Origin of the sequence: Haematobacter massiliensis, from assembly GCF_000740795.1 — a bacterium.
Classification (GTDB): domain Bacteria; phylum Pseudomonadota; class Alphaproteobacteria; order Rhodobacterales; family Rhodobacteraceae; genus Haematobacter; species Haematobacter massiliensis.
This window is the reverse complement of record NZ_JGYG01000002.1, coordinates 21,126-39,699: the sequence shown is the minus strand read 5'-3', so window position 1 is coordinate 39,699 and position 18,574 is coordinate 21,126. Positions and strand designations below refer to the sequence as shown.

Annotated in this window: 23 protein-coding genes; 14 read left to right on the top strand and 9 right to left on the bottom strand. The window is 64.5% G+C overall.

From position 1 onward, the window contains the following. The first annotated feature begins 72 nt into the window (after positions 1 to 72). From CN97_RS03305 to recR, 3 genes are read left to right on the top strand one after another with little or no spacing between them, the layout of a single operon-like run. Positions 73 to 1,836, top strand: coding sequence for a DNA polymerase III subunit gamma/tau (locus CN97_RS03305; protein WP_035707213.1), 1,764 nt, complete (start codon positions 73 to 75; stop codon positions 1,834 to 1,836). An 11-nt stretch (positions 1,837 to 1,847) separates the two neighbouring features. Then, positions 1,848 to 2,192, top strand: coding sequence for a YbaB/EbfC family nucleoid-associated protein (locus CN97_RS03300; protein ID WP_035707210.1), 345 nt, complete (start codon positions 1,848 to 1,850; stop codon positions 2,190 to 2,192). A 7-nt stretch (positions 2,193 to 2,199) separates the two neighbouring features. After that, positions 2,200 to 2,796, top strand: coding sequence for a recombination mediator RecR (recR, locus tag CN97_RS03295; RefSeq protein ID WP_035707207.1), 597 nt, complete (start codon positions 2,200 to 2,202; stop codon positions 2,794 to 2,796). A 3-nt stretch (positions 2,797 to 2,799) separates the two neighbouring features. On the opposite strand, the gene CN97_RS03290 is transcribed toward recR, so the two are convergent. Continuing rightward, complete coding sequence (locus CN97_RS03290) at positions 2,800 to 3,732, bottom strand: cation diffusion facilitator family transporter (protein WP_035707203.1); 933 nt, start codon at positions 3,730 to 3,732, stop codon at positions 2,800 to 2,802. 73 nt (positions 3,733 to 3,805) lie between these two features. After that, positions 3,806 to 4,561 carry a DUF1013 domain-containing protein gene (locus tag CN97_RS03285; RefSeq protein WP_035707200.1) on the bottom strand — a complete coding sequence of 252 codons (756 nt, stop codon included), beginning with the start codon at positions 4,559 to 4,561 and terminating at the stop codon, positions 3,806 to 3,808. Positions 4,562 to 4,682: 121 nt separating this feature from the next. On the opposite strand from CN97_RS03285, the gene CN97_RS03280 reads away from it, so the two are divergent. The 4 genes from CN97_RS03280 (at position 4,683) to CN97_RS03265 (ending at position 8,672) form a co-directional block, all read left to right on the top strand. Further along, positions 4,683 to 5,336 (top strand): ribonuclease T2 family protein, encoded by a 654-nt coding sequence (locus CN97_RS03280; RefSeq protein ID WP_035707197.1) that lies wholly within the window; start codon positions 4,683 to 4,685, stop codon positions 5,334 to 5,336. Between the two features lie 40 nt (positions 5,337 to 5,376). After that, a complete protein-coding gene (locus CN97_RS03275; protein WP_035707194.1) occupies positions 5,377 to 5,850 on the top strand; it encodes a hypothetical protein in 474 nt (157 codons plus the stop codon). 63 nt (positions 5,851 to 5,913) lie between these two features. Further along, complete coding sequence (locus CN97_RS03270) at positions 5,914 to 7,287, top strand: aspartate aminotransferase family protein (RefSeq protein WP_035707191.1); 1,374 nt, start codon at positions 5,914 to 5,916, stop codon at positions 7,285 to 7,287. After that, positions 7,284 to 8,672 carry a glutamine synthetase family protein gene (locus CN97_RS03265; RefSeq protein ID WP_035707188.1) on the top strand — a complete coding sequence of 463 codons (1,389 nt, stop codon included), beginning with the start codon at positions 7,284 to 7,286 and terminating at the stop codon, positions 8,670 to 8,672. The genes CN97_RS03270 and CN97_RS03265 overlap by 4 nt, the downstream gene beginning before the upstream one ends. A gap of 7 nt (positions 8,673 to 8,679) precedes the next feature. Here CN97_RS03265 and CN97_RS03260 read toward each other — a convergent pair whose 3' ends face one another. Next, the gene (locus CN97_RS03260) at positions 8,680 to 9,168 is read right to left on the bottom strand and encodes an Lrp/AsnC family transcriptional regulator (protein WP_035707185.1); all 489 of its coding nucleotides are present in this window, start codon (positions 9,166 to 9,168) and stop codon (positions 8,680 to 8,682) included. Between the two features lie 140 nt (positions 9,169 to 9,308). Here CN97_RS03260 and cysG point away from each other — a divergent pair, with 140 nt between their 5' ends. Genes cysG through CN97_RS03230 form a run of 6 tightly spaced genes read left to right on the top strand, consistent with a single transcriptional unit; the run spans position 9,309 to position 14,699 of the window. Continuing rightward, positions 9,309 to 10,697 carry a siroheme synthase CysG gene (gene cysG / locus CN97_RS03255; RefSeq protein WP_035708262.1) on the top strand — a complete coding sequence of 463 codons (1,389 nt, stop codon included), beginning with the start codon at positions 9,309 to 9,311 and terminating at the stop codon, positions 10,695 to 10,697. Beyond that, entirely contained in the window at positions 10,694 to 11,011 is a 318-nt protein-coding gene (locus CN97_RS03250; protein ID WP_035707184.1) for a DUF2849 domain-containing protein, read from the top strand. Before cysG ends, CN97_RS03250 begins: the two co-directional genes overlap by 4 nt. Before the next feature lie 19 nt (positions 11,012 to 11,030). Continuing rightward, positions 11,031 to 12,698: a nitrite/sulfite reductase gene (locus CN97_RS03245; protein WP_035707180.1), complete on the top strand. Its 1,668-nt coding sequence runs from the start codon at positions 11,031 to 11,033 to the stop codon at positions 12,696 to 12,698. Then, on the top strand, positions 12,688 to 13,434 hold the full coding sequence (locus tag CN97_RS03240; protein WP_035707177.1) for a phosphoadenylyl-sulfate reductase: 747 nt from the start codon (positions 12,688 to 12,690) through the stop codon (positions 13,432 to 13,434). The genes CN97_RS03245 and CN97_RS03240 overlap by 11 nt, the downstream gene beginning before the upstream one ends. Next, positions 13,431 to 13,835 carry a DUF934 domain-containing protein gene (locus CN97_RS03235; RefSeq protein ID WP_035707174.1) on the top strand — a complete coding sequence of 135 codons (405 nt, stop codon included), beginning with the start codon at positions 13,431 to 13,433 and terminating at the stop codon, positions 13,833 to 13,835. Before CN97_RS03240 ends, CN97_RS03235 begins: the two co-directional genes overlap by 4 nt. A 48-nt stretch (positions 13,836 to 13,883) precedes the next feature. Then, a complete protein-coding gene (locus tag CN97_RS03230; protein ID WP_035707171.1) occupies positions 13,884 to 14,699 on the top strand; it encodes a ferredoxin--NADP reductase in 816 nt (271 codons plus the stop codon). Positions 14,700 to 14,702: 3 nt separating this feature from the next. Here CN97_RS03230 and CN97_RS03225 read toward each other — a convergent pair whose 3' ends face one another. Then, entirely contained in the window at positions 14,703 to 15,320 is a 618-nt protein-coding gene (locus CN97_RS03225; RefSeq protein WP_035707169.1) for a hypothetical protein, read from the bottom strand. A 68-nt stretch (positions 15,321 to 15,388) separates the two neighbouring features. Between CN97_RS03225 and infC the strand changes: the two genes are divergently transcribed. Next, positions 15,389 to 15,991 (top strand): translation initiation factor IF-3, encoded by a 603-nt coding sequence (gene infC / locus CN97_RS03220; protein WP_338085404.1) that lies wholly within the window; start codon positions 15,389 to 15,391, stop codon positions 15,989 to 15,991. 54 nt (positions 15,992 to 16,045) lie between these two features. Here the strand turns inward: infC and ureG are convergent, their stop codons facing one another. From ureG to CN97_RS03195, 5 genes are all read right to left on the bottom strand, one after another. Then, a complete protein-coding gene (gene ureG / locus CN97_RS03215) occupies positions 16,046 to 16,657 on the bottom strand; it encodes an urease accessory protein UreG (protein WP_035707167.1) in 612 nt (203 codons plus the stop codon). After that, entirely contained in the window at positions 16,654 to 17,289 is a 636-nt protein-coding gene (locus CN97_RS03210) for an urease accessory protein UreF (RefSeq protein ID WP_035707164.1), read from the bottom strand. Before CN97_RS03210 ends, ureG begins: the two co-directional genes overlap by 4 nt. Before the next feature lie 23 nt (positions 17,290 to 17,312). Then, positions 17,313 to 17,873 (bottom strand): urease accessory protein UreE, encoded by a 561-nt coding sequence (gene ureE / locus CN97_RS03205; protein ID WP_035707162.1) that lies wholly within the window; start codon positions 17,871 to 17,873, stop codon positions 17,313 to 17,315. 60 nt (positions 17,874 to 17,933) lie between these two features. Next, entirely contained in the window at positions 17,934 to 18,167 is a 234-nt protein-coding gene (locus CN97_RS03200; RefSeq protein WP_035707159.1) for a DUF1127 domain-containing protein, read from the bottom strand. Positions 18,168 to 18,270: 103 nt separating this feature from the next. Continuing rightward, on the bottom strand, positions 18,271 to 18,567 hold the full coding sequence (locus CN97_RS03195; protein WP_035707156.1) for a hypothetical protein: 297 nt from the start codon (positions 18,565 to 18,567) through the stop codon (positions 18,271 to 18,273). Positions 18,568 to 18,574: the final 7 nt, after the last annotated feature.

Sequence of the window (18,574 nt, the reverse complement as noted above, 5' to 3'; positions counted from 1 at the left end):
GATCCTGCCGCGGTCTTGTGACGAGCGGTGGGAGACTATAGGTTCAGCGGAACTCTCCGACGGACTCTTCATATGCCTGCCAGCGACAGCGCCCCGGCGACCTATCAGGTCCTTGCCCGCAAATATCGACCGCAGACCTTCGCCGATCTGATCGGGCAGGAGGCGATGGTCCGTACGCTGAAGAATGCCTTCGCCGCGGACAGGATCGCCCATGCCTTCATCATGACCGGGGTCAGGGGGGTGGGCAAGACGACCACCGCCCGGATCATCGCCAAGGGGTTGAACTGCACCGGCCCCGATGGGACCGGCGGCCCGACGACGGAGCCATGTGGTCTCTGCGACGCCTGTGTCGCCATTGCGGAAGGGCGCCATGTCGATGTGATGGAGATGGACGCCGCCTCCCGCACGGGGGTCGGCGACATACGGGAGATCATAGACTCCGTCCATTACCGGGCAGCGTCGGCGCGCTACAAGATCTACATCATAGATGAGGTCCACATGCTATCGACCAGCGCGTTCAACGCGCTGCTCAAGACGCTGGAGGAACCGCCGCCACATGTGAAGTTCATCTTCGCCACCACGGAAATCCGCAAGGTTCCCGTGACCGTCCTCTCCCGCTGCCAGCGGTTCGACCTTCGCCGGATCGAACCGGAAGTGATGATCCCCTATCTTGCCGACGTGGCGGAGCGCGAGCGCGCCCGTGTCGCCGGCGATGCCCTGGCGCTGATCGCGCGGGCCTCCGAAGGATCGGCGCGGGACGCGATGTCACTGCTCGATCAGGCGATTGCGCACGGCGCGGGCGAAACGACGCTGGAGGAGGTGCGGGCGATGCTCGGCCTCGCCGATCGCGGACGGGTGCTCGATCTTTTCGACCTCATCATGCGGGGGGACGCCGCCGGGGCGCTGGCGGAACTCTCGGCGCAATACGCGGCAGGCGCCGATCCCATGGCTGTGCTGCGCGATCTTGCGGAAATCACCCACTGGCTCTCCATCGTCCGCATCACCCCGGAAGCGGCGGAAGATCCGACCGTTCCACCGGATGAGCGTGCGCGCGGCCTCGATCTGGCAGGACGGCTTTCCATGCGGGTGCTGACCCGGATGTGGCAGATGCTGCTGAAGGCACTGGAGGAGGTCTCCCTCGCGCCGAACGCGATGATGGCCGCTGAAATGACGATGATCCGCCTGACGCATGTGGCCGACCTTCCCTCCCCCGAGGATCTGGTGCGCAGGCTGCAGTCGCTGCCGCCGCCCGCACCCGGCGGGCCAGGAAAGGGGCCGGGCAGCCGGGCAGGAGCCGAACGCCCGCTTCCACAGACGATGCAGGCCGGCCCGCGGACCTTAGCGACACCCTCCGGCGGGGGCGTGGCGATGGCGCTGTCCTCGGCGCCGGAAACATCGCTTGCCCGTTATGCCAGCTTTCCGCAGGTCGTCGAACTCATCCGCTCGAACCGGGATGTGAAACTGCTGATCGAGGTGGAGACGACGCTCCGCCTTGTGCGTTACGCGCCCGGCCGGATCGAATTCCAGCCGACACCGGAAGCCCCCTCTGATCTCGCCGCGCGGCTTTCGGGGCGTTTGCAGGGCTGGACCGGTGTGCGCTGGGGCGTCTCCGTCGTTTCGGATGGCGGCGGTCGCACGATCGCGGAAGAACGCGACGCGGAGCAGGAAGCCCTGCGGCAGGAAGCACGGAACAATCCGCTGGTGCAGGCGGTGCTGGAAGCCTTTCCCGGTGCCCGCGTGGCGGAAGTCAGAACAGCCGAGACGGCGGTGGCCGAAGCGGCGGAGGCGGCACTTCCCGAAGTGCCGGATGAATGGGACCCCTTCGAGGACGAATGAGAGGATAACGGATGTTCAAAGGACTGGGCCAGATGGGCGACATGGCGAAGCTCATGAAATCGGCCAAGGACATTCAGGAGAAGATGGAGGCGCTTCAGGAGGAGCTTCGCACCACCACGGTGACGGGGGAATCCGGCGCTGGACTGGTGAAAGCCACGGCGACCGCCAAGGGCGAGCTGACGGGGCTGGATATCGACCCCTCCATCTTCAACCCCGAGGAAAAGGAAGTGGTCGAGGATCTCATCCTCGCCGCGATCAAGGATGCACAGACCAAGGCCGCCGAAAAATCACAGGCGGAAATGGCGAGCCTCACCGAATCCTTCGGCTTTCCCGCCGGGATGAAGCTGCCGTTCTGAGGCCATCTTGAAAGACGCCGCCAATGCGGAGATCGAGGCGCTGATCGCGCTCATGTCGCGCCTGCCGGGGCTTGGCCCCCGGTCGGCGCGGCGTGCCGTATTGCATCTGCTTCGCCGCCGGGGAGCGCTGATGGCCCCCTTGGGAGAGGCGCTCCAGCAGGTTGCCGTGAATGCGCGCGATTGCGTGGTCTGCGGCAATATCGGTACCGGCGATCTCTGCGCCATCTGCGCCGATCCCCAGCGGGAGACAGGCGAGATCTGCGTGGTGGAAGACGTGGCGGATCTGTGGGCGATGGAACGGGCGGGTGCGTTTCGCGGACGCTATCACGTTCTGGGCGGCACGCTCTCGGTGCTCGACGCCGTCGGGCCGGAGGATCTGCGCATTCCGGCGCTGGTTTCGCGGGCGAAGGGCGCGCGGGAGGTGATCCTTGCCCTTCCCGCCACCGTGGACGGACAGACCACCGCACATTACATCGCCGAGGCGCTGGAAGGTTGCGGCGCGGCCGTCACCTCTCTCGCACAGGGTGTTCCGGTGGGGGGAGAGCTCGACTATCTGGACGATGGCACGATCAGCGCGGCGATGCGGGCGCGGCGGTCCTTCTGACCCTCACTCCGCCCAGCCGGGATCGGTGGTGAAGGCGATGGTCAGCCAGCGGTCCGGCCCCTCGCCCCCGATGGCATCTCCGATTTCATCCCGCAGACGATCCCAATGCTCCAGCGGCTCGGGCGGCAGGCCTGTCCGCAGGATGAAGTAAAGCTCCACCTGTGTACCCCGCCCCACGCGAGCGGCATAGGCGCGGTAGCCCTTGAAGCCATATTTCGCGACCATCTCCTCCGCCACGCTGTCCACATGCACCTTCAGGTCGGGGGGCGTGATGAGCAGCACATCCGAAAGTGCCTGCCGAACGGTGCCGAGAGGCAGCGGGATGATGACAAGGCAGACGAGCGCCAGCACCGCCGGATCGACATAGGGGGAGAGCCATTCCAGACGCGTGCCCTGAACTGCCCAGCCCAGGATGAAGGCGACCAGCAGAGCGCCGGTGATACAGCCCGACATGATCCAAGCGCGGACGTCGAGCTTCAGGAATTCCGACTTTAGCCGCAGGTTCACCCGGTGCCCAAACCAGGCCATCGCCAGACAGACCGCCAGCGTCACCACAGCATAAAGGATAGCCAGATCGAATTTCAGGACGTTGCCGCCGTCCAGAAGAGTGATCACCGCATTGATGAGCGCATAGATTGCCACGACCATGAGCAGAAGGCCGTTCAGACCTAGGACAATCGGTTCGAGGTGCCAGAAGCCCATCGTGAACCTGTCGCGCAGCTTGCCCGAAAGCGCGTTCGTCCGTGCAGACCTGACGATCAGCTCCGACACGATGAGCGAGAGCACCGTCATCGTCGCGTCAGCAAGCGAATAGAAACCGTCGAAGGCAATGGAGAAGGCGCCCGACAGCAACCCGAAAAGAATTCCGAACAACGCGACCACGACGGTCGCGGCGATGGAAACGCGCAGCGCGCTCTGTTCCGTCAATCTATCCATTTTCCCCATCAGCCAGCCGCCGTTGGGGTGCAGTTAGCCGTGGCCGTCGCGAAGTCCAGCCACGGCAGCGGTCTCAGCGACGGTGATCGTCGTCCTCGTCCTCTTCATCATCGTCGGTGTTGGGCAGGTTGAAGAAGCTGTCCGCATTGGAGAAATCGGCCGGCTTCTTTTCCTCCTCGGAGAGAGAGAAGTTTTCCAGACCCGCGATGGAGGACGGCAACCGCGCATCGGGCGACATCCCCAGAGATTGCTCGGTGGAAACGAGCTTGCGACGTTCGTCATCGGTCATCACGACGCCATCCGCCGTCTTCTTGCGGGCTGCCTGCTGGACGGCCGCATCCAGCTCGGACTGGCGGGCAAGGCCCAGCGCCACCGGGTCAACCGGCGCGATATTCGCGATGTTCCAGTGCGAGCGGTCGCGAATTGACTGAATCGTCGGCTTCGTCGTGCCTACCAGCTTTGCGATCTGGCCGTCCGAAAGTTCTGGGTGGAACTTGACGAGCCAGAGAATCGCGGCCGGACGGTCCTGACGCTTGGAAAGCGGCGTGTAGCGCGGCCCGCGGCGTTTTTCCTCGCCCACGGCGGCCGGGTTGAACTTCAGCTTGAGCCGGTAGATCGGGTTCTTCTCACCCTTCTCGATCTCCACGGCGTCGAGCTGGTTGTTGGCGATCGGATCGAAACCCTTGACGCCGGTGGCCACATCGCCATCGGCGATGCCCTGCACTTCGAGTTCGTGAAGGCCGCAGAAATCCGCAATCTGCTTGAAGGACAGGGTGGTGTTTTCGATGAGCCAGACCGCGGTCGCCTTGGCCATCAGGGGCTTGTTCATCGGGTCTCTCCTAACATATCTCTCCCGCGCCGGGAAAACGGCTGCGGCCTTGGCCGCGATCTCCACGTTTTCGGGAAGTCCGGTGATATATAGGCGGGAAGGCCGAAGGAGGAAAGAGGCAATGCGCGCGACGACAGCGGTTCTGGCCGCCCTCCTGAGCTTGTCCACAACGGCGGACGGCGCGTTGGCACAGGCGCGCGGCGGGCGTCCTGCAGGCGAATTCGACTACTACGTCATGGCACTCACCTGGTCCCCCGGATGGTGTTCGCGCGAGGGGGAAACGGGGGGCCAGTGCGATCCCCGGCATCGCCACGGCTTCCTTCTCCATGGCCTCTGGCCGCAATATGACAAAGGAGGCTGGCCCGAATTCTGCCGTACCTCCATGCGTGACCCGTCACGGGCCGAGACAGGCGCGATGACCGATATCATGGGGTCGCAGGGGCTTGCCTGGTATCAATGGAAGAAGCACGGCCGCTGCGCGGGGCTGAGCGCGGCCGACTATCTTTCCACCCAGCGCAAGGCCTACCACAGCGTTGCAATGCCGGAGGTCCTCTCCCGCCTGCGGGAAGATGTGCGGCTTCCTGCCTCCGTCATCGAGGATGCGTTCATCGAGACGAATCCCGGAATGAGCCGCGACATGCTTACCGTCACCTGCTCCGCAGGCCATATTGCGGAGGTGCGTGTCTGTCTAACGAAAGATCTGGAACCCCGGCGCTGCGGTCAGGATGTGATCCGCGACTGTACCCTGAAAAACGCGATACTCGCGGCGCCTTAGGGGTTCTTCGCTGCAATGCGGCACGTTAGAGTGAGGCACCATGCAGACGCGGCCCTTGCCCTCCCTCGTCCGACCGCTGGTCATCGCCCTTTCGCTGGCGCTGACAGGCTGCGCGCCGCAGCTCACGCTCTATGACGCCGGCACCGTGGACCGAACCGCCGACCTCGCGACGCTGACCATAGGCATCTATCAGGATCTGCTGATCCTGCCACCGTCCGAACGTGCGGCAGCGGTCGAGCGCCTTCGGCCCCGCTATGCTCAGGCGGAAACGCGGCTCCGGGTTCAGCTTCTCCGTCAAGAAAGCCGTTTCGCCAACGCCGCCAGCGCCGTTGCAGCGCATGAAATGCTGAACCTTTGGCAAGAGGCTTCCGCTGGACAACTCCGAGGGGAGCCGGCGGCGCTGTCCTCTGCCATGCTGCTGACCTATCGCGACAGGATCGAGCAGTTGTTCCGCGTGCTTCTGAGCGCCGAGGAGGGCAAACGCCTGCTTACCCTTGTCCCGTTGGTCGAATAACCGCCCCTTGCGCCCGTGCTCACCTTGGGTGAGAACCCCACGAACCCCAAGAGCGAGGCCCCCATGTCATCGCTAAATTCCCTTTCGGGCGGTGTCCCGACGAATCGCCTCCGCAAGCTCCTTGCGAAGGAAACGGCAAACTATGCGCGAACCCGCCCCCGGAGCCGCCTGGCGCTCGATCATGGCGCAGCCGCCTGGATGGACGGTGTGCCGATGCACTGGATGCGGGACTGGCCCCTACCCTTTCCCATCATGGTGAAACGGGCGGAAGGCGCGAGGCTCACCGATATCGATGGGCACGATTTCGAAGACTTCTGCCTTGGCGACACGGCCTCGCTCTTTGGTCACTCGCCAAAGCCGGTGGCGGAGGCGATTCGCAGGCAGTCGCGGCAGGGGCTCACCTACATGCTGCCGAATATCGACGCGCTGGCGGTCGGGGAACTGCTCTCCTCCCGCTTTGGAGAGTTCCGCTGGCAGGTGGCAACGACCGCGACGGATGCGAACCGCTTCGCCCTGAAGGTGGCACGGGCAGTCACGGAGCGGCGGAAGATCATCGTCTTCAACGGCGCCTACCACGGCACGGTGGATGAGACGATGGTGAAGCTGCGCAACGGGCGCACGGTACCGCGCCCCGGCCTTGTCGGCATGGCGGCAGATCCGGCTTCGGAGACGATCGCGGTAGAGTTCAACGACCTCGCCGCGCTGGAAGCTGCGCTTTGCGAAATGGACGTGGCAGCGGTCATCGCGGAGCCGGTCATGACCAATGCCTGCATGGTATTGCCCGAGCCCGGTTTTCATGAGGCGCTCCGTCGGCTCACACGGGCGACGGGAACGCTCCTCATCCTCGACGAGACCCATACGATCAGCTCCGGGCTGGGCGGCTATACGCGTCGGCACGGGCTGCTGCCCGACATCCTCACTTGCGGGAAAGCGGTGGCGGGCGGCGTGGCGGCGGCGGTCTGGGGCATGACCGAGGACGTAGCCTCCCGTCTGTCGGCGCAGGAGGCAGAGCGCGAGCCCGGCCATACGGGCATGGGCACCACCCTCTCCGGCAATCCGCTCCAGTTCGCCGCGCTGCGTGCCACGCTCTCCGAGGTGATGACGAAAGGCGCCTATCAGCGGATGGAGAGCGGCGCGAAGCGGCTTGAGAAAGGGCTGCGCCTCGTGATCAAGGAGCGGGATGTGCCGTGGCATGTCGTCCGCTGCGGCGCGCGGGTGGAGTTCATCTGTGCGCCCGGGCCCCTGCGCAACGGCACCGAGGCCGAGGAAGCCTATCAGCCGCTGGTGGAGGCGGCTGTCCACCTATCCCTTGTCAACCGCGGGCTGCTCATCGCGCCCTTTCACAACATGATGCTCGTCTCGCCCGTCACCCGGAAGAAACAGATCGACCGGCTCATCGATGCGTTTGACGAAATCTGCGCGGAGCTGTTCCGATGACATCGCTTTCTCCCTCCGGCTCCGATATTTCTGAAGCTGAGGAGTTTCTGGCCCAGCACCCGGAGATTGAGGCGATCGACCTCGTTCTGACGGATGCAAACGGCGTGGGCCGCGGCAAGATCATCCGCCGGCATGAACTCATGTCGCTCTATCGCAATGGGCGGCATCTGCCGATTTCCATTCTCGGCCTGGATATCTGTGGCGAGGATGTGCACGAAACCGGACTGGTCTGGGATCAGGGGGATGGCGATCTGCGTGCCTGGCCCGTGCCGGGAAGCCTGGTGCCCATCGCAGGCACATCGCCCGCGCGGGCGGAGGTGCTTCTCTCCATGTTCACCCTCGACGGGGAACCGATGGCCTCCGATCCGCGCCACGCCCTTTCCCGTCAGGTCGCCGCGCTGGAAGCGGAAGGCCTGTTTCCCGCGGGCGCGTTCGAACTGGAGTTCTTCCTGCTCGACAATACCCGCGACGCGGAGGGGCGCGTCCGCCCCGCTGCCGCCGTGCTCGACGGGCGGCGGTCGGACCGGACGGAAGTCTATTCCGTCGATCACCTGCATGGGATGGAGCCGCTCTTTTCCGCCATCTATGCCGGCGCCGCGGCAGCAGGGATCATGGCGGAGACGGTGATCTCGGAATATGCGCCGGGCCAGTATGAACTCACGCTCCATTACCGGCCCGATGTCATGCGGGCAGCGGATGACCTCATCCGGCTCAAGCGCATCGTGCGCCTCGCCGCGCGGCGGTTTGGGGTGACAGCCTGCTTCATGGCGAAGCCCTTTGCGCGCTACGCCGGGTCAGGGATGCACTTCCATGTGTCGATGGCCGATGGCGAGGGGAAGAACATCTTCAGCGAAGCGCGGGAAGGCGTCTGGAACGACCCGATCCGTCAGGCCATCGGCGGGCTTCGCGCGACGATGGGCGAATCCATGCTGGTCTTTGCCCCGCACGGCAATTCCTGGCGCCGTTTCGCGAGCCAGAGCTATGCCCCGGTGTCGCCGACCTGGGGCGTGAACAACCGCTCCGTGGCGCTGCGCATCCCCGCAGGGCCTGTCGCAGCCCGCCGCATCGAACATCGCCCTGCCGGGGTGGATGCCAATCCTTATCTGGTGGGCGCAACGGTGCTGGCCGGTATCCACAAGGGGCTGACGGAACGGCTGGACCCGGGGCCGGAGACTGTGGGCAACGGCTATGAAGCCTCATCTCCCCTCCCCATTCCGCGGGACTGGCGGGAAGCAGTCGAGGCGGCGCAACACTCCGCCTTCCTGAAAGATGCCTTGGGGGTGGAAATGCATCGCACCTTCACCGCCATCAAGGCGGCCGAATACGCCCGGGTGGCCGCGACCATACCGGACGTGGATTTCGACCTTTATCTCCACGCTGTCTGAACGGGTGTCATGCGTTCTGGACCGGCGTCTCCTCCGGGATCGGCAGGATGGTCGTCGCCTTGATCTCCTCCATGGAAAGGAGTGCGGTGACGTTGTAGATCCGCACTTCCGAGATCAGCGCCTGATAGAACTTGTCATAGGCCCGGGCATTGGCGACCCGGACCTTCAGGATATAGTCGATATCGCCCGCAAGCCTATGCGCTTCAAGCACTTCCGGGCGCTCCCGGAGCGCCTTGAGGAACTTCTTCTGCCAGTCGGCCTCATGCTCCGAGGTGCGGATCAGCACGAAGAAACACGCCTCAAGGCCCAGTGATTCCGGATCCAGAATCACCGTCTGCCGTCCGATCACCCCGGCTTCGCGCAGCTTGCGGATCCGGTTCCAGACGGGGGTCTTGGAAGAATTGACCTTGCGGGCGATTTCATCCAACGACTGGCTGGCATCCTCCTGCAATTCGACAAGGATTTTCCGATCGATCTCGTCCAGCCGGACTGCCATTCGTTGAACTCCCTCAAACCGGGAAGGATGCCCCGTTGAAGGCGATTATCTGAACAATCATCCTTATCTGCAAGTCAGGATAGCATTCATGGCGGAAAATATCCTATATTGGCGCTGCGATTCCAGACTTGGTTCCTGTCATGAAGCATTTTCCGCTCTTCCTCGACACCACGGGGCGCCGCATTCTCCTGTCCGGAGGGGGCGATGCCGCCGTTGCGAAGCTGCGGCTGCTGCTCAAGACGGAGGCGCAGCTAGACGTGTTCTCCGACGATCCGGTGAACGAGATCCTGCTCTGGGCGGCGGAGGGGCGCATCACGCTCCACCATCGTGCGATCGCTCCCGAGGATCTGGTCGGAGCGATGCTCGTCTATGCCGCAGATGAGGATGCAGCGCGCGACGCCGCGACCGCGGCTCTCGCCCGTGCGGCGGGCGTTCTGCACAATATCGTCGATGATCTTCATGGCAGCGCCTTTATCACGCCCGCCATCGTGGACCGCGATCCGGTGACCGTCGCCATCGGAACGGAAGGCGCGGCCCCCGTCCTTGCCCGTGCGATAAAAGCGGATCTTGAGGCGCGGCTGCCCGTGCGCCTTGGCGCGCTGGCGCGGATCGGCAAGGCCTTCCGGACCATGGCGGATGCCCTGCCGATGGGCCGCCGCCGCCGCGATTTCTGGAGCGAATATTACTTCGAGGTCGGCCCCCGCGCGCATGAAGCCGGCGGCGAAGACGGGGCGGAGCAGGCGCTGGACGATCTGCTCGCCCGCCATCTGGACGCGGCGCCCCGGCCCGGTCATGTGGATTTCGTCGGCGCTGGCCCCGGTGACCCCGAGCTTCTGACGCTGAAGGCGCGGCGCGCGTTGGACAAGGCGGATGTCGTCATTCACGACCGCCTGATCTCACCGGAGATCCTTGAACTCGCCCGGCGCGAGGCCACGCTGATCGACGCGGGCAAGGAGGGGTTCGGCCCCTCGATGAGCCAGGGGCGGATCAACGCGCTGATCCTTGCTCATGCCGGATCGGGCGCGCATGTGGTGCGGCTGAAATCCGGCGATGCCGGCCTGTTCGGGCGGCTGGACGAGGAGCTGGAGGCAGTGGAGGCCGCCGGTATTTCCTGGCGCATCGTCCCTGGCATCACCTCCGCCGTCGCCGCTGCGGCGAGCATCGGCCAGAGCCTCACCCGCCGTGGACGCAACTCGTCCGTCCGTTTCATCACCGGCCACGACATGCAGGGCTTTGCCGAGCATGACTGGCGCGCACTTGCCCGTCCGGGCGAAGTGGCGGCGATCTACATGGGCCGGAAGTCCGCCCGATTCGTTCAGGGCCGGTTGATGATGCATGGCGCGGCAGGAACCACGCCCGTCACGCTGATCGAGAACGCATCCCGCCCGGATGAACGAATTATTGGCTGTTGTCTCAATGATTTTACCACGTCCGTCACGGAACTGACGGGCCCAGCGATCATTCTTTACGGGCTGTCGCCCCGACGCGCAGTCCAACTTCTCGAAGATTTCAAGGAGGCCAGACCATGAGCCGCCGTTTCACACCGAAAGTCGTCACCGCCAACGCCCTCCTTGAGGGCGATGTCGTTTATCTCACCCCCGATGACCGCTGGTCGCGCGAACTGCACGAGGCGGAGCTGATCGAGGATGAAGCCCATGCCGCGATCCGCCTTCTGGATGCGGCAGCGCAATCAGGGCTTGTCGTCGGCGCCTATCTCGCCGATGCCAAGGCAGGATCCACCGGGCCGGAACCCATCCATTTCCGGGAGGTGTTCCGCGCGACCGGCCCTTCGAACTACCCCCACGGCAAACAGGCCGAACGCGACCTCGATCGCGTCGGCTGAGTCCCAGGAGCAAGACCGCATGTACCGCTACGACGATTTCGACGCAGCCTTCGTCCGCGAACGGGTGGCCCAGTTCCGCGCGCAGGTGGAGCGACGGATCGACGGATCGCTGACGGAGGAGGAGTTCAGGCCGCTCCGGCTGATGAACGGTCTCTACCTCCAGCTTCACGCCTACATGCTGCGCGTGGCCATCCCCTATGGCACACTCAACGGCGCGAAAATGCGTCAGCTCGCGCTCATCGCCGACCGGTGGGACAAGGGATACGGCCATTTCACCACCCGCCAGAACATCCAGTACAACTGGCCACTGCTCCGCGACGTGCCGGACATGCTGGAAGCTCTGGCGGAGGTGGAGATGCACGCCATCCAGACCTCGGGCAACTGCGTCCGCAACGTCACCGCAGACCATTTCGCCGGCGCTGCGGCGGATGAGATCGAAGACCCGCGCCCCGTCGCGGAATTGCTGCGTCAGTGGTCGACCGACCATCCGGAATTCCAGTTCCTCCCGCGGAAGTTCAAGATCGCCATCACCGGCAGCCCGAACGACCGCGCCGTGACCCGCGCGCATGACATCGGGCTCCGCATGGTGCGCAATGCGCGGGGCGAGCCTGGCTTCGAGGTGATCGTGGGAGGCGGCCTTGGCCGGACGCCGATGCTTGGCCATATCGTGCGGGAGTTCCTGCCCAAGGCCGACCTGCTGCCCTATGTGGAAGCTGTTCTCAGCGTCTACAACGAGCTTGGCCGCCGCGACAACAAGTACAAGGCCCGCATCAAGATCACCGTGCACGAAACGGGCGTCGAGAAGATTCGGGAGCTTGTGGAAGCCCGGTTCGCGGAAATCCGGCCGGAGTTTCACGGTTCCGATCAGGCATTGCTTGCGGACATCGAAGCAGCCTTTGCAGCGCCCGCATGGAAGAACGCACCCACCGACGCCTATGAGGCCGCGCTTCGCGACCCGGAATTCCGTCGCTGGAGCGAACAGAACCTGAGCCGCCACCGGAACGACAACTACGCCATCGTCTCCGTCTCGCTGAAGAAACAGGGCGCGACGCCGGGCGATGCGACATCCGACCAGATGCGCGTGCTGGCCGATCTGGCAGAACGCTACGGACATGACGAACTGCGTATCAGCCATGAGCAGAACGTCATCCTGCCGCATGTGCACAAGGGCGATCTGCCCGCCGTCCACGCAGCGCTGAAGGCCGCGGAACTGGCCACGGCGAATATCGGGCTGATCTCCGACATCATCGCCTGCCCCGGCATGGATTACTGCGCGCTGGCCACCGCGCGCTCCATCCCCATCGCGCAGGATATCGCCACTCATTTCCACGCTCTCGGGCTGGAGGAGGAGATCGGCGGGATGAAGATCAAGATCTCCGGCTGCATCAACGCCTGCGGCCATCACCATGTGGGGCATGTCGGGATTCTCGGCCTCGACCGCGCGGGCGTGGAGAATTATCAGATCACGCTGGGCGGCGACGGCACGGAACGTGCGGCCATCGGCGAACGCGCCGGCCCCGGTTTTCCGGCGGAGGAGGTGGTGCCCGCGATCGAGCGGCTCATGCGCGCCTATCTGGCCGAACGGCAGGGGCCGGAGGAGACGTTCATCGACGCCTTCCGTCGCCTTGGCCCGGCCCCGTTCAAGGCCGCGCTCTACCCGGAGGAAGGCAAGCGCGATGCGGCCTGACGGTTCCGTTGCGGATCGGGTGGATACCCTGAATGCCCGCCACGGCGACAAGGGCGGTACGGAAGCGATCCGTGCCGCGCTCGCCGATCCGGCGGCGGGCCGGGTGGCGCTCGTCTCCTCCTTCGGGGCCGAATCCGTCGTGCTGCTTCATATGGTTGCGGAGGCGGCGCCCGAGCTGCCCGTGCTCTTCGTCGATACGGAGATGCTGTTCGCGGAAACCATCGCCTATCAGCAGGAGATCGCGCGCAGCCTCGGTCTTACCGACATCCGGCGGATCACGGCCGATCCCGAGGAGCTTGCCTTCGAGGATCCGGACAATACGCTGCACCAGTTCAATACCGATGCCTGCTGCGACCTTCGCAAGACCCGCCCGCTCGAACGCGCCCTGAAAGGGTTCGACGCCTGGATCACCGGGCGGAAACGGTTTCAGGCCGCGACCCGCGCCACGCTCGACCTGTTCGAGGCCGAAGGCGACAGCCGGATCAAGATCAATCCGCTCGCAGACTGGACGCCGGCGGAGGTGGATACCTATATGACCCGCCATGACCTGCCCCGGCACCCGCTCGTGGCGAAGGGCTATCCGTCGATTGGTTGCGCCCCCTGCACCTCTCCGGTGAAACCCGGCGAGGATCCGCGGGCCGGTCGCTGGCGGGGACAGGCAAAGGTCGAATGCGGCATCCATTTCATCGACGGCAAGGCCGTGCGGATGCCAAAGGACAAGGAGAACGCGGCATGACCGTGATCGTGCGCGACGACGGCTTCCATGCCGAGGACTTCACCGGGGACTTTCTGCCCCTTGATGCGCTGGATGGTCCCAGCCCTGCCGTGGACGTTCCCTCCGACACCGCGACCGCTGACCTGGTACCGCTTCTGTCGGCCGGATTCGTGCGGATCGACTTCCCCGCATTTTCCGACGGTCGCGGCTTCACCCTCGGTCGCGAGTTGCGGCGGCTGGGGTTCAGCGGGCGGCTCCGCGCCAAGGGTCATGTGATCGCCGATCAGTATGCCATGGTGCGCCGCTCCGGTTTCGACGAGGTGGAGATCGCTTCGGAACTCGCCGCCCGTCAGCCTGAGGATCAGTGGCTCGCCCGTGCCGACTGGCGCGAACATGATTACCAGCGGCGGCTGCGGGGCTGACCCTTCCGCCGATCCCCTATTCCCGATAAAAGGATGCGACTCCCCGCCATGAACGACCTCGCTCCCGTGACCGATACCGCCGCCCCCGCCGCCAAGACCCTGCCCACCGAAACCGTGACCGCCGTCCGGCACTGGTCGGAGCATCTGTTTTCGTTCCGCGTGACCCGTCCCCGGTCGCTCCGCTTCCGGTCCGGCGAATTCGTGATGATCGGCCTGACAGGGGATAACGGCCGCCCGCTGCTGCGCGCCTATTCCATCGCCTCCCCCGCCTGGGACGAGGAACTGGAGTTCTATTCCATCAAGGTGCAGGACGGCCCGCTGACCTCCCGGTTGCAGCATATTCAACCGGGTGACGAGATCATTCTGAAGCCGAAAGCGGTGGGGACGCTCGTCCTGGATGCGCTGCTGCCCGGCAAGCGGCTGTGGCTCTTTGCTACCGGCACGGGAATCGCGCCCTTCGCCTCGCTTATCCGCGACCCGGAAACCTATGAGCGGTATGATGAGGTCATCCTCACCCATACGACGCGGGAAGTGGCGGCTCTGGCCTATGGCGAGGAACTGGTCGCCTCCGTCGCTGAGGATCCGCTGGTCGGTGAGTTCGCCGCGGGCAAGCTGCGCTATTATCCGACCACCACGCGCGAAACCTCGCCCGTCATGGGCCGGATCACCGACCATCTTCGCTCCGGCGAGGTGTTCGAGCGGCTCGGCATCCCGGCGATAAATCCTGCGACGGACCGGGGCATGGTCTGTGGCAGCCTCGCCTTCAACAAGGATATCATGGAGATCCTCGACGGGTTCGGTCTGCGCGAAGGCGCGAACAGCGAGCCTGCCGAATATGTGGTGGAAAAGGCCTTCGTCGGCTAACCCTCACTCTTCCAGTTGAACCCTGAGTTCCTGAAGGACGTTCTGGATTGCTTCCGGGGCGTCCTTTGCCTTGTCCCAGGCGTGAAGCAGCCGGTCCTCCAGGTCGGGTGCCAGATCGGCTTCGGTGATATGCGCGCGAAATGTGCCTGCCCGCTCCACCCACCAGCGCCGCGCCTTTTCCCCCAGCACTTCCGTCCCCTCCGTGACGATGTCCGTGGCGTGATCTGCTGCGGCGAGTGCCCCCTCCGCCGCGCTCCTGCTCGACTCCGAGGGGTCGCGCAGCGCATCCTGCACCCCTGCCATCGCGGCATCGACAGCCCGCTCCGCCTCGCCTGCGGCAAGGCTCACCGCTTCACGCATGTTGGCGGAGGCCGCTCTATTCAAGGCCCTGCCCGCCTGCTCTGCCGCGCTCTGTGCATCGGTAGCCGCTTCGCGCGCGGTGCGGGCGGCACGGTTGACGAAACTCTCCTCGTCCTCCTCGACGGGAAACCGGAAGGCTGAGGGAAGAGAGGGCGCTTCCCGTGTGAGTCCGCCCCACGGCCCACGAACATCCGTGGCGAAATGGCGCCATGTCACGATCCCCAGGGCCACCAGTATCGCCGCGATCAGAAACGACCTCATCTTCCAACTCCTCCGGGCTTTTACCGCCCATTGCGGTGCGGGGCCGCGGCGGAAATACCGAATCCCTGTTGTATCACGCCTTCGCCAACACTATTTTGCCCGCGGCACACAACATCGTAAGGATTACCACCATAGCCCGCAGACCGCACAATGCCCCGCCCCAACGCGACACCGGACCCCGTGTCAACGAACGTATCCGCGCGCCGGAGATTCGGCTGATCGGGGCAGAGGGCGAGAACGTCGGGGTCGTGACGCCAGCGCGGGCGCTCGCCCTGGCTCAGGAGGCTGGTCTCGATCTCGTCGAGATCTCGCCGAACGCCACGCCGCCCGTCTGCAAGATCATGGACTTCGGCAAGTTCAAATACGAAAATCAGAAGCGCGAGGCCGAAGCACGGAAGAAGCAGAAGACCATCGAGGTCAAGGAAATCAAGTTCCGTCCCGGGACCGATACCCATGACTACGACGTGAAGATGCGCTCCGTGCTCAAGTTCCTCGAAGGCGGCGACAAGGTGAAAGTGACCCTTCGCTTCCGCGGTCGCGAGATGGCGCACCAGCAGCTCGGCATGGAACTGCTGAACCGGGTGGCCGCCGATGTGGCCGAGGTCGGCAAGGTGGAGAATATGCCGAAGCTTGAAGGCCGCCAGATGGTGATGATGATCGGTCCGAAATAAGCGCGGATCGTCTCTGTCGCGTCCAGGCCCCCTTGCCGGGGGCCTTTCGCATTTCTAAAGCCCGCCTTCGCGCGCGATGAAGCGGACAACCTCATCCACCCCGACCGCCTGCCGAAGAGAAGCCATCACATAGGGAAGCCTGCCGCGCGCCGCGCGGGTATCACTCTCCAGCAAGGCTGGATCCACGCCGACATGCGGGGCAAGATCGACCTTGTTCACGATGAGCAGGTCCGATTTCGTGACACCCGGTCCCTTCTTGCGCGGAATGTCCTGCCCCGCTGCCGTGTCGATGACATAGAGCGTCAGATCCGCCAGTTCGGGTGAGAACGTGGCCGCCAGATTGTCTCCCCCCGATTCGATCAGGATCACATCCAGATCGGGAATGGCGGCCGTCAGATCGGCCACCGCCGCGAGGTTGATGGACGCATCCTCCCGTATCGCTGTGTGGGGACAACCACCCGTCTCCACGCCCCGAATGCGCTCAAGCGGCAGGGCCTGCGCCCGCATGAGGTACTCTGCATCCTCGCGGGTATAGATATCGTTCGTGATCACGGCCACCGACCAGCGATCCCGCATTGCTCTGCAAAGCTGCTCCGTCAGGGTCGTCTTGCCTGCCCCCACCGGGCCGCCGATCCCGATGCGGAGGGGGCCATTCCCGCTCATCATGTCCTGAAAATCCTCACTTCCATCACCTCATGCCGCATGGCGGCGAGATCGGAGCGGAAGGCGCCGCTGGCAATGCCGTCCAGCGGCGTCGCGACCGCCTCTGCCGCGATCCGCATCATCAGCGGATGCAGTGCGGAAATCACGCGCTGCCCCGCTGTCTGGCCGATCGGCACGAAGCGCACCGCCGCCTGTACCAGCATTCCGGCAAAAGCCTGAAGGTAGAAGGCCACGATTGTCTCGACGGGCAGGCCTAGATCACGGCAGGTCGCGCCCAGCGCCACGGGATAGGGAAGATCGCCCGGCAACGATCCCGCATCTTCCGGCAATGCCGCCATATAGGCACGACCCTGATCGACCGTTTCCCGCACCCGCTCTGCACTGGCGGCGAGCGCGAGAGCCATATCGGAGAGCAGCCCCAAATCCGCACCGGGGGTAAGGGCATGGGCCAGCAGGACTGCATCGCTGCGCCCGCTGCCATGGGCCAGAACATCCTCCACCCACAGAAGAAGCGTCTCCGCGTTTGTCACTTCACCTGCGAAAATAGCCCATTCCAGCCCATGCGAATAGGCAAATGACCCGACCGGGAAGGCCGGGGAAAGGCGTTGGGAAAGGGTGAGAAGCGCCGCCGTCATCGAACTGGGTCAACCGGCGGCGATCATTCAGGATCCCGCGGCGGCGGATCCTCCTCTTCCTCCGGGCCATGGCTGCCGTGAAACCGCACATGTGTCCCGGAGTTCTCGGAGGGGTGCTGGGCGTCGTCCGGCCCATGCGAATGGCCAAGGGTGCGGCCATGACCATAGGCGCCGCCTTCGGGCCGGAAGGGGGCGATTATGGCATGGACATGCCCGCCCAACCGCTCGACCATATCCTGCAACACGTGATCGCGGCGGATCAGCAAGCGGCCCGGCTCGATCTGGCAGGGCGTATGCCGGTTACCGATATGCCAAGCCAGCCGCACCAGATCATCGGCATGGATTTCCAGCAGCGGCTCATCCGCAGCAGCGACGGAAATCAGGCGCCCGTCCTCCAGCTCGAAGGCATCGCCATGGTTGAGGCTGGTTGTCTCCGGCAGATCGACCATGAAAGCTTCGCCCGCCGCAGAATCCAGCCGCCGACGGCGCAGGAAGCGCTGATCGTAGTCGAGCAGCACTTCATCCACAGCGCCCGCCCATGCACCAGCAGGACGGATACGCACCGCTTTCGGAATGTCTGCCATCGCCTGATCTCCCGCGCTTTCCCCGTTGGTGCCTCCTTCGGAGAAAGGCGTCAAGGCGGCTCAGGCGGCGAACAGGTCGCGGAAGACGTATTGCGGGATGCGATCACGCGTCAGGCCCATGTCCTTGAGCTCGGCGTCGGATTTGGCGTCAAGCCTGCGCATTTCAGCCATGCGCGATTCGCGGACACGATAGGCGCTGACGCCTTGACCGATCCCCACAAAAAAATCGTCAACGATCTCGCGGAGGGTTTTCTCGCGGGTGGGTGTGGTTTCGATGCGATTGTAAGCGTTCATTGGGAAACGTCCGAACTTGCGGTGTTCCCTCCCCGAGGGGTCAAATAGGGAGCCTGCCTCTCAAGCGCTACGGTCGTTTTTGCATTGCAGCGTTGCAGCTGGCTCAGCAGCGGTAAGCTGTCGCATTGAGTTCGTAGACCGGCTCACCGGGGGTGACCTTCTGGAACACCACCGTATTCGCCCCTGAGCTGCGCGCGGTATCCAGTACCTGATTGCGCGCATAGCTGATGCCCTGATCACCCAGCAACGGCCCATACACACTGGGCCTGCCGGTGATGTTGGAGACATAGGCACAAGAACCAACCTGCGACGCCTCTGCCTCACGCATACCCGCAACGCCGCGGAAGCCCGGATCGGTGCAGGCTGCGAGGGTGAAAGGCAGGATCAGCCAGATACGCATGAAGAAA